11 protein-coding genes and 1 pseudogene are annotated in these 19135 nt (G+C 70.1%); all 12 read right to left on the bottom strand.

The genetic code is table 11. From position 1 onward, the window contains the following. Window positions 1–2 precede the first annotated feature (2 nt). The 12 genes and pseudogenes from ACFJIX_RS23000 to ACFJIX_RS22945 all read right to left on the bottom strand — a co-directional run bounded on the left by ACFJIX_RS23000 (window position 3) and on the right by ACFJIX_RS22945 (window position 19129). Window positions 3–1706, bottom strand: a complete 1704-nt coding sequence (locus ACFJIX_RS23000; protein WP_377155007.1) for a DUF5597 domain-containing protein — start codon at window positions 1704–1706, stop codon at window positions 3–5. 104 nt (window positions 1707–1810) lie between these two features. Continuing rightward, window positions 1811–4867 (bottom strand): TonB-dependent receptor, encoded by a 3057-nt coding sequence (locus tag ACFJIX_RS22995; protein WP_377155006.1) that lies wholly within the window; start codon window positions 4865–4867, stop codon window positions 1811–1813. 184 nt (window positions 4868–5051) lie between these two features. After that, a complete protein-coding gene (xylA, locus tag ACFJIX_RS22990; protein WP_377155005.1) occupies window positions 5052–6368 on the bottom strand; it encodes a xylose isomerase in 1317 nt (438 codons plus the stop codon). Between the two features lie 74 nt (window positions 6369–6442). Further along, window positions 6443–7918 carry a xylulokinase gene (xylB, locus tag ACFJIX_RS22985; protein ID WP_377155004.1) on the bottom strand — a complete coding sequence of 492 codons (1476 nt, stop codon included), beginning with the start codon at window positions 7916–7918 and terminating at the stop codon, window positions 6443–6445. After that, complete coding sequence (locus ACFJIX_RS22980; RefSeq protein ID WP_377155003.1) at window positions 7915–8649, bottom strand: ROK family protein; 735 nt, start codon at window positions 8647–8649, stop codon at window positions 7915–7917. Before ACFJIX_RS22980 ends, xylB begins: the two co-directional genes overlap by 4 nt. A gap of 7 nt (window positions 8650–8656) precedes the next feature. Beyond that, complete coding sequence (locus ACFJIX_RS22975; protein WP_377155002.1) at window positions 8657–9175, bottom strand: winged helix-turn-helix transcriptional regulator; 519 nt, start codon at window positions 9173–9175, stop codon at window positions 8657–8659. Between the two features lie 131 nt (window positions 9176–9306). Further along, window positions 9307–10519 (bottom strand): annotated as a pseudogene (mmsB, locus tag ACFJIX_RS22970) (multiple monosaccharide ABC transporter permease). After that, entirely contained in the window at window positions 10512–12089 is a 1578-nt protein-coding gene (locus ACFJIX_RS22965; protein WP_377155001.1) for an ATP-binding cassette domain-containing protein, read from the bottom strand. Before ACFJIX_RS22965 ends, mmsB begins: the two are co-directional and overlap by 8 nt. 18 nt (window positions 12090–12107) lie before the next feature. After that, window positions 12108–13190, bottom strand: a complete 1083-nt coding sequence (gene chvE / locus ACFJIX_RS22960; RefSeq protein ID WP_377161904.1) for a multiple monosaccharide ABC transporter substrate-binding protein — start codon at window positions 13188–13190, stop codon at window positions 12108–12110. A gap of 110 nt (window positions 13191–13300) precedes the next feature. Then, on the bottom strand, window positions 13301–15115 hold the full coding sequence (locus ACFJIX_RS22955) for a glycoside hydrolase family 9 protein (protein WP_377155000.1): 1815 nt from the start codon (window positions 15113–15115) through the stop codon (window positions 13301–13303). Further along, window positions 15115–17385, bottom strand: a complete 2271-nt coding sequence (gene yicI / locus ACFJIX_RS22950) for an alpha-xylosidase (protein ID WP_377154999.1) — start codon at window positions 17383–17385, stop codon at window positions 15115–15117. The genes ACFJIX_RS22955 and yicI overlap by 1 nt, the downstream gene beginning before the upstream one ends. A gap of 157 nt (window positions 17386–17542) precedes the next feature. Next, window positions 17543–19129: a beta-xylosidase gene (locus ACFJIX_RS22945; RefSeq protein ID WP_377154998.1), complete on the bottom strand. Its 1587-nt coding sequence runs from the start codon at window positions 19127–19129 to the stop codon at window positions 17543–17545. Window positions 19130–19135 lie beyond the last annotated feature (6 nt).

The raw sequence follows: 19135 nt of genomic DNA, 5'->3' as shown, positions 1-19135 counted from the left end.
GGTCAATAGCGGCCGAGCTTGACGCGCAGCACCGTCGGCGTCGCGGTCAGGTTGAGGCCCCAGTCGACCTGGTCGCCGTTCCAGTTGCGGGTGGTGATCCAACGGCCGTCCGGGCCGAAGCGGCCCTCCTGCGCGTGGACCAGCATCGTGCCCAGCCCCTTGAAGGCGGCGTCGGGCTCGAAACGCAGCCGCGCGCGCTGGCCGGTGACGATGAACTCGTCGTCGCCGATCTGCGCGATGGCGACGCCGCCGCCGGGTCTGGCGGCCGAGGGCGGCGCATCGTCCTTGAGCTGCGCCCAGCTGCGTTCGCCGAACTGCCATTCGCCGAAGCTGATCCGGGCCGTCCAGCCCTTCAGCGCGAGGGTCTGGGGCTGGCGGTCGTCGCCTTCGGCCACGCCGTGCGTGCGGCCTTCCAGCGCCCATTGCGCCCATTGCGAGGCCATCGGCGCGAAGCTGCCGTAGACCGCGCCGATCGGCGCCGTCATGCGCGCGTCGGTGTACGGCGACCCCAGCGGGTAGTTGCTGTAGTCCGCGTAGTCGACGCCGAAGGGCGCGACCCCGATCGCGCCGCGGCCCAGGATCGCGTAGTGGTAGCGGGCGTAGGTCTCGGCGTTGCCGATCTCCGGCACCCACAGCGCGTTGTCGCGTCGTTGGAACTGCGTGAGGACCGCCTCGACCTTGGCCGACTCCGGCATGTAGATGTCGGGGCCGACGATGTCGATCTTCGGCGCGGCCGCCTTGTAGAGGCCGAGCACGTCGTAGGTCGGCCCGCCGCTGGCGAAGTCCGACTTCCACGGCGCCATCGGCGTCAGCGGGTCGCGCAAGGCGTTGTTGACATACATCGGCAGGTCGTAGGCCCGGCGGCCGGCCTCGGCGATCTCGCCGATGTAGCGCGCGATCGCCCAGCTGTGGAAGTACTGGGCGGCGTAGTCGCCGTAGACCTCCGTCCAGGAGCCCCGGGGCTTGCGGCCCGCGCCGGCCACCGGCTTCTGCAGCCGCAGCACGTCCGCCGGCACGTCGGCGGCGAAAGCCCGGTTGGCCGCCGCGCCGTGGTCGCGCACCAGGCCGTAGGTGCCGACCTCGTTCTGCACCTGGACCAGGATCACGGTGCGCGTCGCCTCGTCCACCTGCTTGAGGTGCGTCATCAGCGCGACGAAGGCGCGCTTGTCCGCGGCCAGGGTGTCCGCGCCGAGGGGCGACAGGCAGTAGCTCGGCTTCCCCTGCGCATCGAGCATGCGAGGGAAACGCGCATTGTTCAGCTTGACCCACGCCGGCGCGTATTGCGGGCTGGTGTTCTTCCAGCTGGCGAACCACAGCAGCACCACGCGCAGCTGACGCTCGCGGGCTTGCGCCAGCAGCGTGTCGACGAAGGAGAAATCGAAGCGGCCCTCGGTCGGCTCGACCTGTTCCCAGGCCACCGGAACGACGACGGTGTTGGCCTTGGCGTCGGCGACCGCCGGCCACACGCGCTCGAGCGCCGGCGCCGAGTTGCTGGAGTTGTGCACCTGCGCGCCGAGGATCAGGAACGGCTTGCCGTCCACGAGCAGCGCATGGCGGCCGTCGCGCTCGACCAGGCGCGGCAGCTCCGCCGCCAGCGCGGCGCCGCCGCAGACGGCCGCGAGGGCGCCGATCACGGCGGCAACCACGGCCAGCGCCAGCCCGGAGGAAGGCGCCGGCGCGGCGGTCGGGCGAGGGCGTGCGGTCATCGGAGACATTCCTTTCCTGCAAGGGCCCGTTCGGACGCGGGGGCGCCGCGGACGGGCGGGGAACAAGGGACCAAGGACGGGGTCGGGTCTTGCGGCGTTCGGCCTCAGAAGCTCATCCGCGCCGTCACCGTGTAGCGGCGGCCGGTGTCGAACCAGGCGCGGCCCACGGTGCCGATCTGCTGCTGCATCAGCTGCTTGTAGGTCGCGTTGGTCAGGTTCTGCGCCTCGACGCCGAAGGTCACGTGCTCGCTGAACTTGTAGTACACGCCGGCATCGAGCTGCCCGTACGAATCGGCCCACACCGGCAGCCCCCAGGCCACGTTGGTCTGGCCCTGGGTCGGGCTGGCCGGGTTGGTGTCCAGCCCGTCGCCGCCCTGCGTGCCGTTGACGTTGACCGCCTGCAGGTACTTCGAGCGCCAGCTGTAGGCCAGCCGCGCCGAGATGTCGCCGCGGTCGTACAGCAGGGCCAGGTTGTAGGCGTTCTTCGACAGGTTCTGCAGCGGCAGGTTGCCGAAGGTCCGGCCGTCCGTGTCGCAGCCGTTCAGGTTGAGGTTCAGGTTGCCCGCGGAGTTGCCGCCCGAGCAGTAGGCCTGCGACACCGGGTCGTAGAGCTTGGTCTTGCTGTCGACGAAGGTGTAGTTGGCCTGGATGCCGAAGCCCGACAGCCAGCCGGGCAGCTTGTCGAAATAGGTCTGGAACGCGACCTCGAAACCGGAGGCGCGGCCCTTGGCGCCGTTGATCGGGCCGGTGGTGATGAAGTTCTGCAGCTGGCCCGAGGCGTCGGGGATCTGCTTGACGAAGGTCTGGTTGAGGATGATGTCGCGCAGCTGCTTGTGGAAGGCGCCGAAGGTCAGCGAGCCCGTGCGGTCGAAGTACCACTCGGCCGTGAGGTCGCCCTGCGTCGACTTGATCGGCTTGAGCATCGGGTTGCCCGAGGCGGTACCGGTCTGCGTCACGTTGCTCACGACGGTCTGGCCGTTCACCGTCGTCGAGGTGAAGTCCTGCGACAGCGTCGTGTAGGCCTGCAGCTGGCTGAAGTCCGGCCGCGAGATGCCCTTGCCCAGCGCGAAGCGGAACTGCAGCTTCTCGCTGGCCTTCAGGCGCAGGTTCAGGCTGGGCAGCGCATCGGTGTAGTTGTTCTGGAAGTTGCCGGCCTCCGAGAAGTTCGGGATCACCGGCACCGGCACGCCGGTGGCGCCCGCCGGCACCTGCTTGCCGGAGAAGACGGTGTAGCCGCTGGCGCGCGACTCGGTGCGCACCACCCGCAGGCCGACATTGCCGTCGACCGGGTACTTCCAGTCGTCCATGGCGAAGCGCAGTTGCGCGAACGCGGCCTGCGTGCGCTCGCGCTGGTCGTTGGTGCCCGCCGGATCGGTGCCGAAGGAGGCCGGGGTCCACGGCGCGCAGGCCGAGGCGTCGCCGCCGTGCTGCTCGGCGCACAGGATGTCGTGGTACTTGTGCAGCGCGGCGTAGCTGTCCGGATAGCCGGACGTGGTGTTGACCGTCGGGAAGATCAGCGACGGCACCGAGGCCTTGCCGCTGAAGAAGTTGTTGAAGTTGTGGACGTAGGTGTTCTGGCTGAAGCGCGGGTCGTTCAGGAAGGCCAGGTGGTTGATGTCCCAGCCGATCTGCCACGGCTGCGTGATCGGCGACCAGTTGTAGCCCGGCACCGTGTTGGTGGTGGTGGCGTCGCGCTCGGTGAAGCGCACGCCGAAGCGCAGGTCCTGCAGGAAGCCGTCCTCGAACTTGTAGCGCGCATCGCCCTTCCACGCCTTCTCGGTGGCCTTGGACTTGTCCTTGTGCTCCATCGTGAAGGCCCAGTAGTACTGGGACGGATCGGCCAGCGCGGCCCGTTGCGCGTCGCTGAAGATCAGCTGGGGCCGGCCGCTGCGCAGGTCGACCGTCTCTTCGGGCAGCTGCACGCCGGTGGCCACCGTGGAGTCGAAGCTGTCGGTGGTGGCGCGGATGTATTGCAGGTCCGACGAGAAGGACCAGCGCTCGTTGGCGCGCCAGTTCAGCTTCCAGGCCAGGTCCTGCGTTTCGGAGTTGCGATAGGCGCTGCGCGTGTCGGCGCCGAAGTTGATGCCCGAGCCGTCGCTGTTGCGCAGCGTGCCGTACAGGAACTGGCCGTTGTCGCCGAACTCGCCGTTGCTGACCTTCAGCTTGTACGGGTCGGATTGGGCGAACAGGGCGCGCTCGTCCCATTGCATGCGGTACTTGCTGCGGAAGTAGGTGAGGTTCGTGTCCACGTCGTCCTTCTTCCACTGCAGCGCGCCGTACAGGCCTTCGCGCTTGCGGTCGAACTCCAGCGTGCGCCACTGCGATCCCTTGGGCACCCACAGCGTGGTGCCGGCGGGCTGGCCGTCGACGGCGTCCGAGCGCGGGTAGTAGGGCTCGACCTGGAAGGCGTCGGTGCGCGTGCCGCTGCGCGAGCTGGCGATGTTGATCAGCGCGCCGAACTCGCCCAGGTCCGTCTTCCAGCGGTTGCTGACCATGCCCGACAGGCTGGGCGAGGACTTCTCCTTCAGGTCCGAATACGTCGTCTGGACCGACAACGCTGTCTTGAGGCCGGAGAAATCGAAGGGCAGGGCCGTGCGCAGGTTCACGAGACCCCCGATGGCGCCTTCGATCTGCTCGGCGGAGGGGTTCTTGTAGACGTCGACCGCGGCCATCAGCTCGGGCGGCACGTCCTCGAAATTGAGCGAACGTCCGCCGTTGGCGGAGAAGGAATCGCGGCCGTTCATCTCGGAGCGGACGTAGGTCAGTCCGCGGATCGAGATGCCCGAGCCTTCGACCGAGAAGTGCTCCGGGTCGTTCTTGGCCATAGTGCGATCCATGGTGACGCCGACGATGCGCTGCAGCACCTCGGTGACCGACCGGTCGGGCAGCTTGCCGATGTCGTCGGCGACGATGGAGTCGACGATCTCGTCCGAGTTCTGCTTGATCTTCTGCGCCGAGCTCAGCGCGGCGCGCTTGCCGGTGACGACGACGGTCTCGATCTGGCGGGCGGATTCCGGTTTCGCGTCGGAGGCCGCGGAGGCGGCAGGGGCGGGCGCCGTCGGCGCGGTCTGCGCGACAGCGATGCCGGCGGCCAGGCCGCCGAGGAGGACGGCCGCCTGCGCGGCGGCGAGGGACACGGGTGTCCGCTGGCAAGTGCTCATGATGTTGTCTCCAATGTTCTGGGTGGGTCCGCTCTGTCGGCGTGACCTCATGCGGGAGGGCGTACTGCTCGGGATCGGGGAGGGAAATCGGGAACGGGCCGCCTGCCCGGTCAACATCGCGGCCGGGAGGGGATCGGGGAGAAGGGCGTGTGCATCGCGACCTCTGGGGAACAGCAGGCCGACGTCAGCCGATGAAGCGGTTGACGAGGTTTTCGAGGAACTCCTGCCGCCCGGATCGCGGCGCGACATCGGTGTTGCGGGTCAGCACGCGATCGGCCAGCTGATCCAGGGGGATGCGGCCGTCGAGGATCGCGCGCGCTTCGGGCGCCTCCCAGCCAGCGTAGCGCTGGGCGAGGTGGCGCGCCAGACCGCCGTCGAGGATCATCTGCTCGGCCACCAGCAGCGCGCGGGCGCAGGCGTCCATGCCGCCGATGTGGCCGTGGAAGAGGTCCTCGGCGTCGATCGACTGGCGGCGCACCTTGGCGTCGAAGTTGAAGCCGCCGGCGCCCAGGCCGCCGGCCTGCAGGATGTGATAGATCGCCAGCGCCAGCTCGGGCACGTTGTTGGGGAACTGGTCGGTGTCCCAGCCCAGCTGCGGGTCGCCGCGGTTCATGTCGATGCTGCCGAGGATGCCCAGCGCCGAGGCGGTGGCGATCTCGTGCTCGAAGCTGTGGCCCGACAGCGTGGCGTGATTGGCCTCGATGTTGACCTTGACCTCCTTCTCCAGACCGTAGCGGGTCAGGAAGCCGTAGACGGTGGCGGTGTCGAAGTCGTACTGGTGCTTGGCCGGTTCGCGCGGCTTGGGTTCGAGCAGGATCGTGCCCTGGAAGCCCTTGCGGTGCTTGTACTCGACGACCATGGACAGGAAGCGGCCCATCTGGTCGAACTCGCGGCCCATGTCGGTGTTGAGCAGGGTCTCGTAGCCTTCGCGGCCGCCCCACAGCACGTAGTTCTCACCGCCCAGGCGCATGGTGGCGTCCATGGCGTCGCGCACCTGCAGCGCGGCCAGGCCGAAGATCTCCGGATCCGGATTGGTCGCGGCGCCGGCCATGAAGCGGCGATGGCTGAACAGGTTGGCGGTGCCCCACAACAGCTTCATGCCGGTGCGCTGCTGGTGCTCGCCGAGCACGTCGACCAGGCGCAGCAGGTTGTCGTGGCTTTCCTTCGGCGTGGCGCCTTCGGGCGCGACGTCGCGGTCGTGGAAGCAGTAGTACGGCGCGCCGAGCTTCTGGAAGAACTCGAAGGCGGCATCGGCCTTCTGGCGCGCGAGTTCCATCGGCGAGCCGCCCTGGAACCAGGGACGTTCGAAGGTGCCGCCGCCGAACGGATCCAGGCCGGTCCAGCAGAAGCTGTGCCAGTAGCAGGCGGCGAAACGCAGATGCTCCGCCATGGTCTTGCCCAGGACGACGCGGTCCTTGTCGTAGTGGCGGAAGGCGAGCACCTGATCGGTGTCGGGGCCTTGGTAGCGGATCGGGTCGATGTGCGAGAAGTAGCTGGTCATGGAGCACCTGCGGGTCGATGTGGCAAGGGCCGGCGCCAGGCCGTCGGGGCCGGGCGCGGGGCGGAGTCGGTGGATCAGGCGGGCCGCAAGGGCAGCGACGGATAGAGCGCGCGGAACACCTGGAGTCGTCCGGAGAGCTGCTCCCGGCGCGCGGGCGAGGGCGTGCAGCGCTCGATGACGGGCGGCGGGGGACAGGACTCGTCGATGCCGTCGCCGGCGGCCATGCGGCCCAGGCGCGCGGCGCCCAGCGCCCCGCCGGCATCGGCATCGGCGTGGCGGACGATCTCGACGTCGAGCACGTCCGCGATCAGTTGCGCCCAGAAGCCGCTGCGGGCGCCGCCGCCGACGATGGACAGCCGCGACACCTCGGTGCCCGCGGCGCGCAAGGCGGCCAGACCGTCGGCCAGGCCGAAGGCGACGCCCTCCAGCACCGCATAGCCGGCATGGGCGCGCCGGGTGTCGTGCGTCAGGCCGTGGAAGGAGCCCGTCGCGAAGGGATCGTTGTGGGGCGTGCGTTCGCCGGCGAGGTAGGGCAGGAACAGCGGCGCCTTGGCCAGGTCCGCGGTGTCCAGCGCCTCGATCTCCTCGAGCAGCGCCGCCTCGGTCGTGCCGCAGAGCTGGCAGAACCAGCGCAGCGCGCTGGCCGCGCTCAGCATCACGCTCATCTGGTGCCAGCGCTGCGGCAGCGCATGGCAGAACGCGTGGACCGCCGAGGCGGGATTCGGCCGGAATCGATCGTTGACGACGAACAGCACGCCCGAGGTCCCCATCGACACGAAGCCCAGCCCCGGCGCCGTGGCGCCGATCCCGATCGCGCTGGCGGCGTTGTCGCCCGCGCCGCCGGCGACGACGATGTCGCCCGCCACGCCCCAGGCGTCGGCAAGCTCGGCGCGCAGCAGCCCCGAGGGCGCGTTGCTCTCGACCAGCCGCGGCATGTGGGCGCGCGTCAGGCCGGTGGCGGCGAGCAGTTCATCGGACCAGTCGCGACGCGCGACGTCCAGCCACAGCGTGCCGGAGGCATCCGACGGGTCGCTGACCTTGTCGCCGGTCAGCAGCAGGCGCAGGTAGTCCTTGGGCAGCAGGACGCTGCGGGTGCGGTCGAAGATCTCCGGCTCATGCTTGCGCACCCACAGCAGCTTGGGCGCGGTGAAGCCGGGCATCGCCAGGTTGCCGGCGATCTCATGCAGGCCGGGCGCGGCGGCGCTCAGTTCGTCGCACTCGGCATGGCTGCGGCCGTCGTTCCAGAGGATGGCCGGGCGCAGCACGCGGTCCTGCGCGTCCAGCAGCACGGCCCCATGCATCTGACCGGACAGCCCGATGCCGCGCAGGCGCGCGAACGCCGCGGGCGCCGTCGCGCGCAGGTGCCCGACCGCGGCGACCAGGGCGCTCGACCAGTCGGCGGGATCCTGCTCGGACCACAGCGGCTCGGGCCGCGACACGGTCAGCGGCCAGGCGGCGCGACCGACCACGGCACCCGCCGCGTCGATCAGCAGCAGCTTGAGGTCGGAGGTCCCGAGGTCGATGCCCAGGAAGGTCGGGCCGGACGTCACAGCGAGGTCTCCTCGCCTTCGCTCTCCGCCGGCGTCGTGGCGCTCGCACGCGCGCCGCCGCCGGCCAGCGGCAGCTGGGGCCGGGTGACGCGATAGCGGGCCAGCGCCGCGGCGCCGGCCGCGACGGCGTCGGCGCCGAAACGGGAGGTGCGCACCGGCGTCGGCGCGAGACCGGCGGCCCCGGCGTACTCGTTGAGCGTGGTCAGCGCGGGATCGAGGAAGGCGTCGCCCAACTCCACCACGCTGCCGCCGAGCACGATGCAGGCGGGGTCGTAGGCGGTGGCCAGATTCTGGAGCAGCACGCCCAGGTAGCGCCCCGCGGACTCGACCGCCTTGGCCGTCTTGCGGTCGCCGTCGATCAGGCGCCCGCGGATGTCGGGGAGCGAATGCGGGCCGGGCTCCTCGGCCTCGCCGGGACGCAGCATCGCGCGCATCCCGATCAGCGCCTCGGCGCAGCCGCGCCGGCCGCAGGAGCACAACGGGCCGTCGATCTGCAGGATCATGTGCCCGACCTCGCCGGCGAAGCCCCTGGCGCCGGTCAGCAGCCGGTCGCCGACGATCACGCCCGCGCCCACGCCCTGGTTGATCGACACATACAGCAGCGGGTCGACGGGGGCGCCGGCGTTGAATTCCATCTCGCCGAGCGCCGCGACGTCGGCCTCGTTCTGCAGGAAGAGGGGGATGCCGGACAGCGGGCCGCCGTCGAGCTTCTCCGCCAGCAACTGACCCACCGCCACGTCATGCCAGCCGAGGTTGGGGCGCGAAGTGCAGCACGCCGCGTTCCTCGTCCACGCCGCCGGGCAGTCCCACGCCGATGCCGATGATCTGCTGCGACGCATCCAGCTGCGCGCGGACCTTGGCGAGCACCGTCGCCAGCACGCCGATGCAGGCCTTGGCGCTGCGGCTCGCGCCGAAACCCGAGACGGCCCGGGCGCACACCTCGCCGGTCAGCGTGGTGGCCACGACGCGCACGCCGTCGATGCCGACTTCGGCCCCGAGCAGCAGCAGGTGGTCCGGGCTGATGAACAGCGGGGTGGGGCGGCGGCCGAGATCGCCGGTGGCGACGACGGTGCTCTCCATCAGCCATCCTTCGGCGATCAGCTCGCGCACGAGGCTGGTGATCGTCGACTTCGTCAGGCCGATGTCCGTGGCGAGATCGGCGCGCGAGAGCCCGGGATGCGCGCACAGGTGGCGGACCAGGGCCATCCGGTTGATGGACTTCAACAGTTGCTGGCCACCGCTGGTGTCGGCTTGCATGCGCGTTGTCTCCTGCTTGTCTTGTTGTAGATGGTCCGCGCTCATCGCGCGTCCATGGGATTCATATTAGTTGGGGCGATGAACTAATAAATAGGAGGAAAACACCTAGGCCCCGTGAGGCCGAGCCAGGATTACTTGCGCTTGTTGTAGACGTCGATGAACACGGCCGCCAGCAGGACCAGACCCTTGATCACCTGCTGGTAGTCGATGCCCACGCCGAGGATGGACATGCCGTTGTTCATCACGCCCATCACGAACGCGCCGATGACCGCGCCCATGATCTTGCCGACGCCGCCCGAGGCCGAGGCGCCGCCGACGAAGCACGCGGCGATCACGTCCAGCTCGAAGCCCAGGCCGGCCTTGGGCGTGGCCGTGTTGAGCCGCGCGGCGAAGACCAGTCCGGCCAGCGCCGCCAGCGCGCCCATGTTCACGAAGGTCAGGAAGGCGATGCGCTGCGTGCGCACGCCCGACAGCCGCGCCGCCTTCTCGTTGCCGCCCACGGCGTAGACGCGGCGTCCCAGCGTCGTCCGCGTCGCGACGAAGTCGTAGAGCAGCGTCAGCACGACCATCACCACCATCACCGTGGGCAGCCCCTTGTAGGACGCCATCAGCCAGCTCATCGCGCCGATCGCGCCCGTCAGCAGCGCCTGGCGGAACCAGAAGATGAGGCCGGGCTCGGTCTCCATGCCGTGGCTGCGCGCGGCCGCGCGGTGCCGCCAGGTGACCGTCAGCGAGACCGCCGCCAGGAACAGCCCCAGGCCCAGCGTCGTGGGCCGCGGGTCCTCCTGGCCGAAGAGCTCGGGCAGGAAGCCCCCGCTCAATGCCTGGAAGCCGTCGGGGAAGGGTCCCGAGCGACTGTCCCTGCAGCAGGGCCAGCGCCAGCCCCTTGAACACCAGCATGCCCGCCAGCGTCACGATGAAGGACGGAATGCCCAGGTAGGCGACGAACCAGCCCTGCGCCGCCCCGATCGCGGCGCCGGCCGCCAGGCAGGCCAGTCCCGCGGGGAAGGCCCCCCATCCGTGCTGCACCATCAGCACCGCCGCCAGTGCTCCGATGAAGCCGCACACGGAGCCCACCGACAGGTCGATGTGCCCCGCCACGATCACCAGCAGCATGCCCAGCGCCATGATGACGATGTAGCTGTTCTGCAGCACCAGGTTGGTCAGGTTCAGCGGCTCGAGCAGCGTGCCGTCGGTGAGCACCTCGAAGAGGGTCATGATCGCCAGCAGCGACAGCAGCATGCCGTAGTCGCGCAGGTGGCGCTTGAGGAAGTGGGCGATGCCGGCGGGCTGGGCCAGGGGATGGGCCGGCGGCGTCACGGCCGCCGCGATCGGTTCAGACATGAGCGCTCTCTCCGGCGCCCACGATGGCGCCCATGATCATTTCCTGGGTGGTGCCGGCGGCGGGGAACTCCGCCACCATGCGCCCTTCGTTCATCACATACAGGCGGTCGCACAGGCCCAGCAGTTCCGGCATCTCCGAGGAGATCAGCAGGATCCCGCAGCCTTGCGCGGCCAGGCCGGCGATCAGGCTGTAGATCTCGAACTTGGCGCCGACGTCGATGCCGCGCGTGGGCTCGTCCAGGATCAGCAGGCGGGGCTGCGAGAACAGCCACTTGGCCAGCACCACCTTCTGCTGGTTGCCGCCCGACAGGTGCATGACGCGCTGGTCCACGCCCGCGCAGCGCGTGGCCAACTGCCGGCGGAAGTCCTGCGCCACCTCGTGCTCGCGCGGCGCGTCCAGCACGCCGGCGCGCGAGACGCCGCGCAGATGCGCCAGCGAGGTGTTGACGGCGATGGATTCGTCCAGCAGCAGGCCGAGCGACTTGCGGTCCTCGGTCACGTACGCGAGCCCGGCGGCGATCGCCTTGGGCACCGTGGACAGGTCGACCTCGCGCCCGTCCAGACGCGCGCGACCGCTGATGCGCCGGCCGTAGCTGCGGCCGAAGACGCTCATCGCCAGCTCCGTGCGGCCGGCCCCCATCAGCCCGGCGATCCCGACGATCTCGCCGCGGCGCACCGTCAGGTCCACGCCCTTCACCACCTCGCGCCCCGCCTGCACCGGGTGGAAGGCGCGCCAGCCCTCGAGCTCGAACAGCAGCTCCCCGATCGCGGGCGTGCGGCGCGGATAGCGGTCCGCCAGGTCGCGGCCGACCATGGCCTGGATGATCCGGGATTCGCTGAGCGGCTCGGCGGCGCAGTCCACGCTCAGGATCGAGCGTCCGTCGCGCAGCACCGTGAGGCCGTCCGCCACGCGCGTGACCTCCTTGAGCTTGTGCGAGATCAGGATGCAGGCGATGCCTTGGGCCCGGAGTTCCAGCAGCAGCGCCAGCAGCGCGTCGCTGTCGGTCTCGTTGAGGCTGGCGGTGGGCTCGTCCAGGATCAGCAGACGGACCCGCTTGGCCAGCGCCTTGGCGATCTCCACCAGCTGCTGCTGGCCCACGCCCAGCTCGCCCACCGGCGTGTCGGGCGACACGCGCAGGCCGACGCGCGCCAGCAGCGCCACCGCGCGGTCGTGCATCGCCAGGCGGTCGATCACGCCCAGGCGCGCGGGCTCATGGCCCAGGAACAGGTTCTCCGCGATGGAGAGCTGCGGCACCAGCGCCAGCTCCTGGTGGATGATGATGATGCCCAGCCGCTCGCTGTCGGCGATGCCGGCGAAGCGGCGGACCTCGCCCTCAAAGCGCAGTTCGCCGCCGTAGTCGCCGCCGTGGTCGGGGTGCGGGTACACGCCCGAAACCACCTTCATGAGCGTGGACTTGCCGGCGCCGTTCTCGCCGCACAGCGCGTGGATCTCGCCGGCGCGCACGCGCAGCCGGACCTCCGCGAGCGCCGCCACGCCGTGGAAGCGTTTGGTGATGTCGCGCAGCTCCAGCAGCGGGAGGGCGCCCGTGTCCTCGGGGATCGCGTTCATGACGGGGTCCGCTCCGCATCAACGCAGCTGCGTGTCCTTGTAGTACGCGCTGTCGACGAGGACCTGCTTCACGTTGGCCGCATCCACCGCGACCGGCTTGAGCAGCACGCTGGGCACGACCTTGACGCCGTTGTTGTAGGTCTTGGTGTCGTTGACGGCGGCGGGCGCCTTGCCCGAGAGCATCTCGTCGCTCACCGTCGCGGCGGCCAGCGCGAGCTGGCGCGTGTCCTTGAAGACGGTGCTGGCCTGTTCGTGCTTGAGGATGGACTTGATCGACGGCAGCTCCGCGTCCTGGCCGCTCACGATCGGGCAGGGCAGCTTGGCCGTGCAGTAGCCGGCGCCCTTGAGCGACGACAGGATGCCGATGCTGATGCCGTCATACGGCGACAGCACCGCGTGCAGCCGGTCCTTGCCGTAGAAGGCCGACAGCAGGTTGTCCATGCGGGCCTGCGCCGTCGACGCGTCCCAGCGCAGCGTGCCGACCTTGGCCATGCCGAACTGCTTGCTGCGCACGACCAGCTTGCCGCTGTCCAGGTAGGGCTTGAGCACCGACATCGCGCCGTCGTAGAAGAACGCGGCGTTGTTGTCGTCGGGCGAGCCGCCGAACAGCTCGACGTTGAACGGGCCCTGGCCCTGCGCCAGTCCGAGCTTGTCGACGATGCTGCGCCCCTGCATCACGCCGACCTGGAAGTTGTCGAAGGTGACGTAGTAGTCGACGTTCTTCGTGCCGCGGATCAGCCGGTCGTAGGCGACCACCTTGATGCCGCGGTCCGCGGCCTTCTGCAGCACCGGCGACAGCGCCGAGCCGTCGATGGGCGCGATCACCAGCACCTTGACCTTGCGGGTGATCAGGTTCTCGATCTGCGCGAGCTGGTTGGGGATGTCGTCTTCGGCGTACTGCAGGTCGGCCTTGTAGCCCTTGGCCTGGAAGGCCTTGACCATGTTCTCGCCGTCGGCGATCCAGCGCGCCGAACTCTTGGTGGGCATCGAGATGCCCACCAGGCCCTTGTCCTCGGCCCGGGCGCCGCCGCCGGCCAGCAGGGACAGCGTCGTGGCGCCCGCCACCAGCAGGGTCCTGGCGAGCGAGGTCCGGCGATTCATACCTGTATGAAACATTGTCGTCTCCTGAATAATTTATGAACGCCGGGCGTTTGTACTGCGACACCGCGGCGTTGTCGATCTCAGTTTGGGCATCGCTGGCGTGGTCGCGGTTATCGCGGCGATGCCGGGGCCCTGTCCGCGCCGAGCGCGATCGAGACGTAGACCAGCGGCGCATTCCAGTTGATCGCGATCTCGTTGCTCGCGTAGCTGCAGAAATGGTCGAGGTAGGACAGCGCGGGCAGCGCCGAGGGGTAGGGCACCGGGCAGCCCTTCAGGTCCTGCTGGCCGCTGTTGGCGCCACCGACGACGAAGCCGGGGATCGGTCCGGGCACGCCGTCGGCCTCCGACGGGCGGTGATGCGGGTGCATCGGCGAGCGGGCGCCGAAACCGGTCACCATCGACAGGCCCAGGGGATTGCGGCCCAGCACGTAGTCGAACAGCGCCTGCGCGCCTTGCCGATAGACGCCGCCCGCGGGAGCGGCGCGACGCCCGGCGCCGCCGGCCGCCGCACGCGAGGCCTCGAGGCGGTCGGCCTGCAGCAGCACCATCGCCTCGTTCAGCGCGATCGAGTTGCTGCCCCAGTGGAAGTCCTTGTCGTCGAGCGCGACACCCCATGCGGAGCGCTTCGTTTTCTCGACCAGCGCATCGGCCAGCGCGCGGATGCGGCGCTCGATCAACGCGCGGTCGGCGGCGGCGGTCAGCCGTTCGCGATGGGTCGCGAGCGACATCCAGGCCAGCCCGCGCACGTCGCCCCAGGAGGGGACCGTCATCGTGGTCTGCCCAGGCTTCATCGCGACGTAGAACGCGTCGTCGCCGGTGGTAATGTAGAGCTCGGCGGCGGCCCAGGCGAACTCGTCGTCGAGCGTCGCGTCGCCGTAGTCGCCGGTGTGGATGTCCGGCGGCTGGCGGTACACCGCGTCGGGGTGGGCCAGCGCCCAGGACCAGGCCTGCAGGGCGGCCTGGCGCATGCGCGCCGAGAGGCCGGGCCGCTGGGCCTCGAAGTCCTTGAACACGCGGCTGCCGACGGCCATGACCGCGGCGAAGTCCAGCGTCGCCGCCGTCGTCTTCTGCACGACGAGGCGCTCGCCGGAGCTCGTCGCCGCGTCCGGCATCACGACGCCGTCGAAGTTCGGATTCGTCAGCTTGTGATAAACGCCGCCGTCGTCCGGATCCTGCATCGTCAGCATCCAGTCGAGGTTCCACAAGGCCTCGTTGAGCAGGTCGGGCAGGCCGTTGCCGCTCTCGGGCAGGCCGACCGTCAGCGCGCGCGTGCGCGCCGGCATCTGCTCGTAGGCGGCCAGCAGCGTGTAGACGGTGATGCCGGAATTGACGACGTACTTGTTGTAGTCGCCGGCGTCGTACCAGCCCTTGGGGCTGCTGATGACGTCGCCGGTCTGGCGCCTGGGGCCGGCGGCCGAGGCGTGGATCCGCACCTGCGTGTCGGGGTGCCCGGCGGCGCGCGCGTAGGGGCCGGCCAGCGCCGGCGTGAGCGCCAGACCCGCGCGGTTGAAGTAGAACGCCCGGATCGAGGCGGCGGCCAGCGCGTCGTAGACGCCCGCATCGATCGTCACCGCGTCGGAGTCGGGCAGGCCCGCGACGCGCACCCGATACCGTCCCGGCCGGACCAGCGCGGAGAAGTCGGCGATCCGGACCTTGTCGCGCGACGGTGCCCACAGCGACGCGGTGCCGAGCCTGCCGCTCCACACCGGCTGGCCGGTGTCGGCGTCGACGAGCTGGAAGCGCGTCGCCGCGCCGGCGGGCACGGTGGCGCGCTTGGCCGCGCCGGGCAGGTAGCCGACCTGGTTCACCTCGATGCGCGCGTCGCGTCCTTGGCGCGGGGCCTCCTGGCCCTGCGCATAGGCGGCGGTCGCGCCCACGGCGAAGATCGCGAGCCCGATCAGCATGGCCAGGATCCGGGTCCGCATCACTCGGCCTTCCAGTCCAGGGCGCTGCCGGTCTGCGGCGGGCTGCGCCGGCCGTCGACCTCGACCGTCCAGTCGTAGAGCGCGCCTTCGACGATCCGGGCGCGGTAGTCCGCGCCGCTGCGGGTCACCGTCCCGCGCGCCGCGATCGAGCCGTCCAGCGAGGCGACCGCGAAGGGCGCGGTCGCGCCGTCGTCCAGCGCGAACACCCGCAGCACCACGCCGTCGGCGTAGTCGTAGTCGGGCCGTTCGGTCTGCAGGCCCCAGGGCAGCACGGTGTTGGGCGCGACATAGAGCGGCAGGCTCATGAAGTCGTGCGTCTCGCGCCGCCAGCGGCTGCCGTCGACGACCTCGCCGCTGAGCAGGTGCGTCCAGCGGCCGGCCGGCAGATAGACGTCGACCTCGCCGCTGTCGGTGAACACGGGCGCGACCAGCAGCGCGTCGCCCAGGTGGTACTGGCGGTCCAGCGTCGCGCAGGCGGGATCGTCGGGGAACTCGAGCACCGGCGCGCGCATCGTCGGCACGCCGGTCTCGCTCGCGGCGATCGCGGTCGCGTAGAGATACGGCATCAGCTGATGCTTGAGCCGCGTGAAGCGCTGCAGCACCACGCAGCTCTCCTCGTCGACGAGCCAGGGCACGCGGTAGAAGCTGCTGCCGTGCAGGCGGCTGTGCGAGGACAGCAGCCCGAACTGGATCCAGCGCTTGTAGACGGCCGGCGGCGGGTTGCCTTCGAAACCGCCGATGTCGTGGCTCCAGAACGCGAAGCCGCAGGCGGTCAGCGACAGGCCGCCGCGCAGGCTCTCGGCCATCGACTCGAAGTTGGACCAGCAGTCCCCGCCCCAGTGCACCGGGAAGCGCTGGCCCGAGGCGTAGGTGGAGCGCGCGAAGACCACGGCGTCCTCGCCCCGCACCTCGCGCAGCAGGTCGAAGACGGCCTCGTTGTACTGCAGCGCATAGAGGTTGTGCATCTCGACCGGATCGGCGCCGTCGAAGTAGACGACGTCCTTGTCGGGGATGCGCTCGCCGAAGTCGGTCTTGAAGCAGTGCACGCCCATCGCCAGCAGGCGGCGCAGGTGGCCCTGGTACCAGGCCTTGGCCGCGGGGTTGGTGAAGTCGACGATCGCCATGCCCGGCTGCCAGAGGTCGGTCTGCCACGTCAGCCCGTTCGGGCGCTTGAGGAAGTAGCCCTCGCGCACGCCTTCGGCGAACAGCGGCGAGCGCTGCGCGACGTAGGGGTTGATCCAGAGGCTGATCCTCAGGCCCCTGGCCTGCAGCCGCGCGAGCATGCCCTCGGGATCGGGGAAGCCGCGGCGGTCCCATTCGAAGTCGCACCACTGGAACTCGCGCATCCAGAAGCAGTCGAAGTGGAAGACGCTGAGCGGCAGCTCCCGGCGCGCCATCTCGTCGATGAAGTGCGTCGCGGTGGCCTCGTCGTATTGCGTCGTGAACGAGGTCGTCATCCACAGGCCGAAGGTCCAGGCCGGCGGCAGCGGCGCGCGTCCAGTCAGCGCGGTGAGGCGCGCGACGGCGGCCTTGGGCGTGGGGCCGGCAATGACGCAGTAGTCGAGCGTCTCGCCCTCGCGGCTGAACTGCACGCGGGAGGTCTTTTCCGAGGCGACCTCGAAGGACACCGGACCGGCCTCGTTGACCAGCACGCCGTAGCCGCGGCTGCTGAGGTAGAAGGGCACGCTCTTGTAGGCCTGCTCGCAGGCGGTGCCGCCGTCCTTGTTGATGTTCTCGACCGTCTGGCCGTTCTTCACCCACGGGGTGAAGCGCTCGCCCAGGCCGTAGACATATTCGCCGACCGCCAGCGTCAGCTGTTCATGGACGTAGTTGGCCTTGCCGGCCCATTGCACGTAACCCAGCGAGCGCCAGTCGCTGCGCGTGAGGACCTTGTCCCCCTCGCGGAAGACCAGGCCGTAGCCTTCGCCCTTCTTCACGTCGACCGACAGCGGACCGGAGGTCACGGTCAGCAGCTGATCGGTCTCGGTGACCTGCAGCCGCTGGGGGTCGGCGCCGACCATGGGGACATGCAGCCTCGGCGCCTGGGAGGCGCTGAAATGCTCGACGCTGACCCGGATCACGCCGGGCAGCGGCGAACGCAGCGTCACGGTCAGCGTCGGTCCTTGCAGCGTGTCGCCGCGGTGCTTGATGGGGCGCGTGGGGACCAGCAGCACGACGCGGTCGTCGTGGATGTCCACGGCATAGGTCTCGGTGGCGTAGTGCGCCGAGACGCCCGGCTGCAGCAGCCATTGCCCGTCGGTGAACTTCATGGGGCTCCTTCTCGTTGTCCTGTCTGTCGATGGCTCTTCATTCGGATCTTCATGCGGATCTTCGCGCGGCCGCCATGCGGCCCTCGTCCGGTCGTCGTCCGGTCGTCGTCCGGTCGTCGTCCGGTCGTCGTCCTGTCGTCCTCTGCCCGACGCCGTGTCAGCGCGGCGCGGGCTCCAGCGTCAGCAGCACCACGTCGTGCGTGCGCATCGGCACGGACTCGCGGTGGCGGCCGTCGCGGCCCACGCGCACCGTGCGTACGCGCTCCGGCTGGTCGACGGTCAGCGCCTGCAGCTTCGCCAGCTGCGCGGCGGACAGCGTGCCCGGTTTGCCGAGTTTCAACCAGGCCGTGTAGGCGTCGTTGGCCTCGTAGCCGGTGCGGTACTGGCGCAAGGTGTAGGTGCCGGGGGTCAGGCCTTGCCAGCGGACCGTCGCCGGTGCGAGCTTCGCGGCCGGACGCACCGCGCCGAAGAAGGGGCGGTTGCTGACGGCCTGGTCCGGCAGCCGCCAGTCCCAGACCAGCGCGGCGACCTTGGCGCCGTCGACCGCGGCGAGCGCGCCGGCGTCGACGAGCGGAATCTCACGGCCGCGCAGCTGTCCGAGGTACTTGTAGGCGAAGAACGCCGGCTTGCGCACGCCTTCGCGCGTGAGCAGGCCGAAACCGCCGTGGAACGGCGCCGGCGGCGGGCCGGCCTCCTCGAACAGGTCGCTGTAGGTCCAGTAGCTGATCGCCTGGGCCAGGCCGCGCGTGAGGCGCAGCTTCTCGAGGATGTAGGGCGCGCTGAGGTAGTCGTCGTGGATCGGGTCGCGCGGGTTGTAGCTGGCGCTCCACTCGGTGATGTAGAGCGGCAGCCCGGGGAAGGGCGAGGCCTCGATCTCCGCGCGCACCCGCGTCACGTCGCCGACGATCGCGTCGGGCGAGCGCGACAGCTTGTTGTCGTCCTGGCCGAACTCGTCGAGGAACCCGCCGTCCACGCCGTAGGTGTGCGTGGTGACGAAGTCGACCGGCACGCCCTTGTCCTTGCAGAACGCGAGGAAGGGCACGACCCAGTCGGCCCCGGCCGTCGACGGGCCGCCGACCTTCAACTGCGGATCGACCGCCTTCAGCGCGCGGGCGCTGCGGGCATAGAGGTCGAAGTAGGCGGCCTGGTCGGCGCGTTCCCAGAAGCCGGCGAGGTTGGGTTCGTTCCAGACCTCGAAGGGCCAGCGCCGCACCTCCTCGGCCCCGTAACGCGCGATCAGGTGGCGCGCGAAGGCGTCGACCAGCGCGGTCCACGCCTCGGCCTGCGGATGCGAGGTGTTGCCCTTCCAGTAGAAGATCGTCTGCGGCGAGGTCGCCATCGCGTCCGGCGTGAAGCCGAGCTCGACGAAGGGCCGGATGCCCTTGGCCAGCAGGCCGTCGTAGAGCGTGTCGATGCGGCTGAAGTCGAAGCGCAGGCGGCCGTCGGCGTCCTTCGTGACGGTCTTCAGCGCGTCGTGGAAGATCGCGTGGAAACGCACCGTGCGGAAGCCGAGCTCGTCGGCGACCGTCTTGAGCTGCGCCTGGCTGTCGTCGCGGATCAGCGTGCCGGGGAAGTCGGCGCCGACGGCGTAGTCGAAGCTGCGATCCACCGGCTGGGCGGCCCGCTGGACGTCCACGTCGATGCTGCGGCCGGGTCTGGCAGTCGGGCCGGCGCTCCAGGCGGCGACCGGCGCCAGCGCGAGGGCCAGCGCGGCCATCTTGCGTCTCGAAAGCTTGGGGGGCATGGGGAA

The sequence above is a fragment of the Roseateles sp. UC29_93 genome (assembly GCF_042695725.1).
In the GTDB taxonomy this organism is placed as follows: domain Bacteria; phylum Pseudomonadota; class Gammaproteobacteria; order Burkholderiales; family Burkholderiaceae_C; genus Roseateles; species Roseateles noduli_A.
Note: the sequence above shows the minus strand (reverse complement) of the source record. Positions and strands in the feature narration are given on the sequence as shown.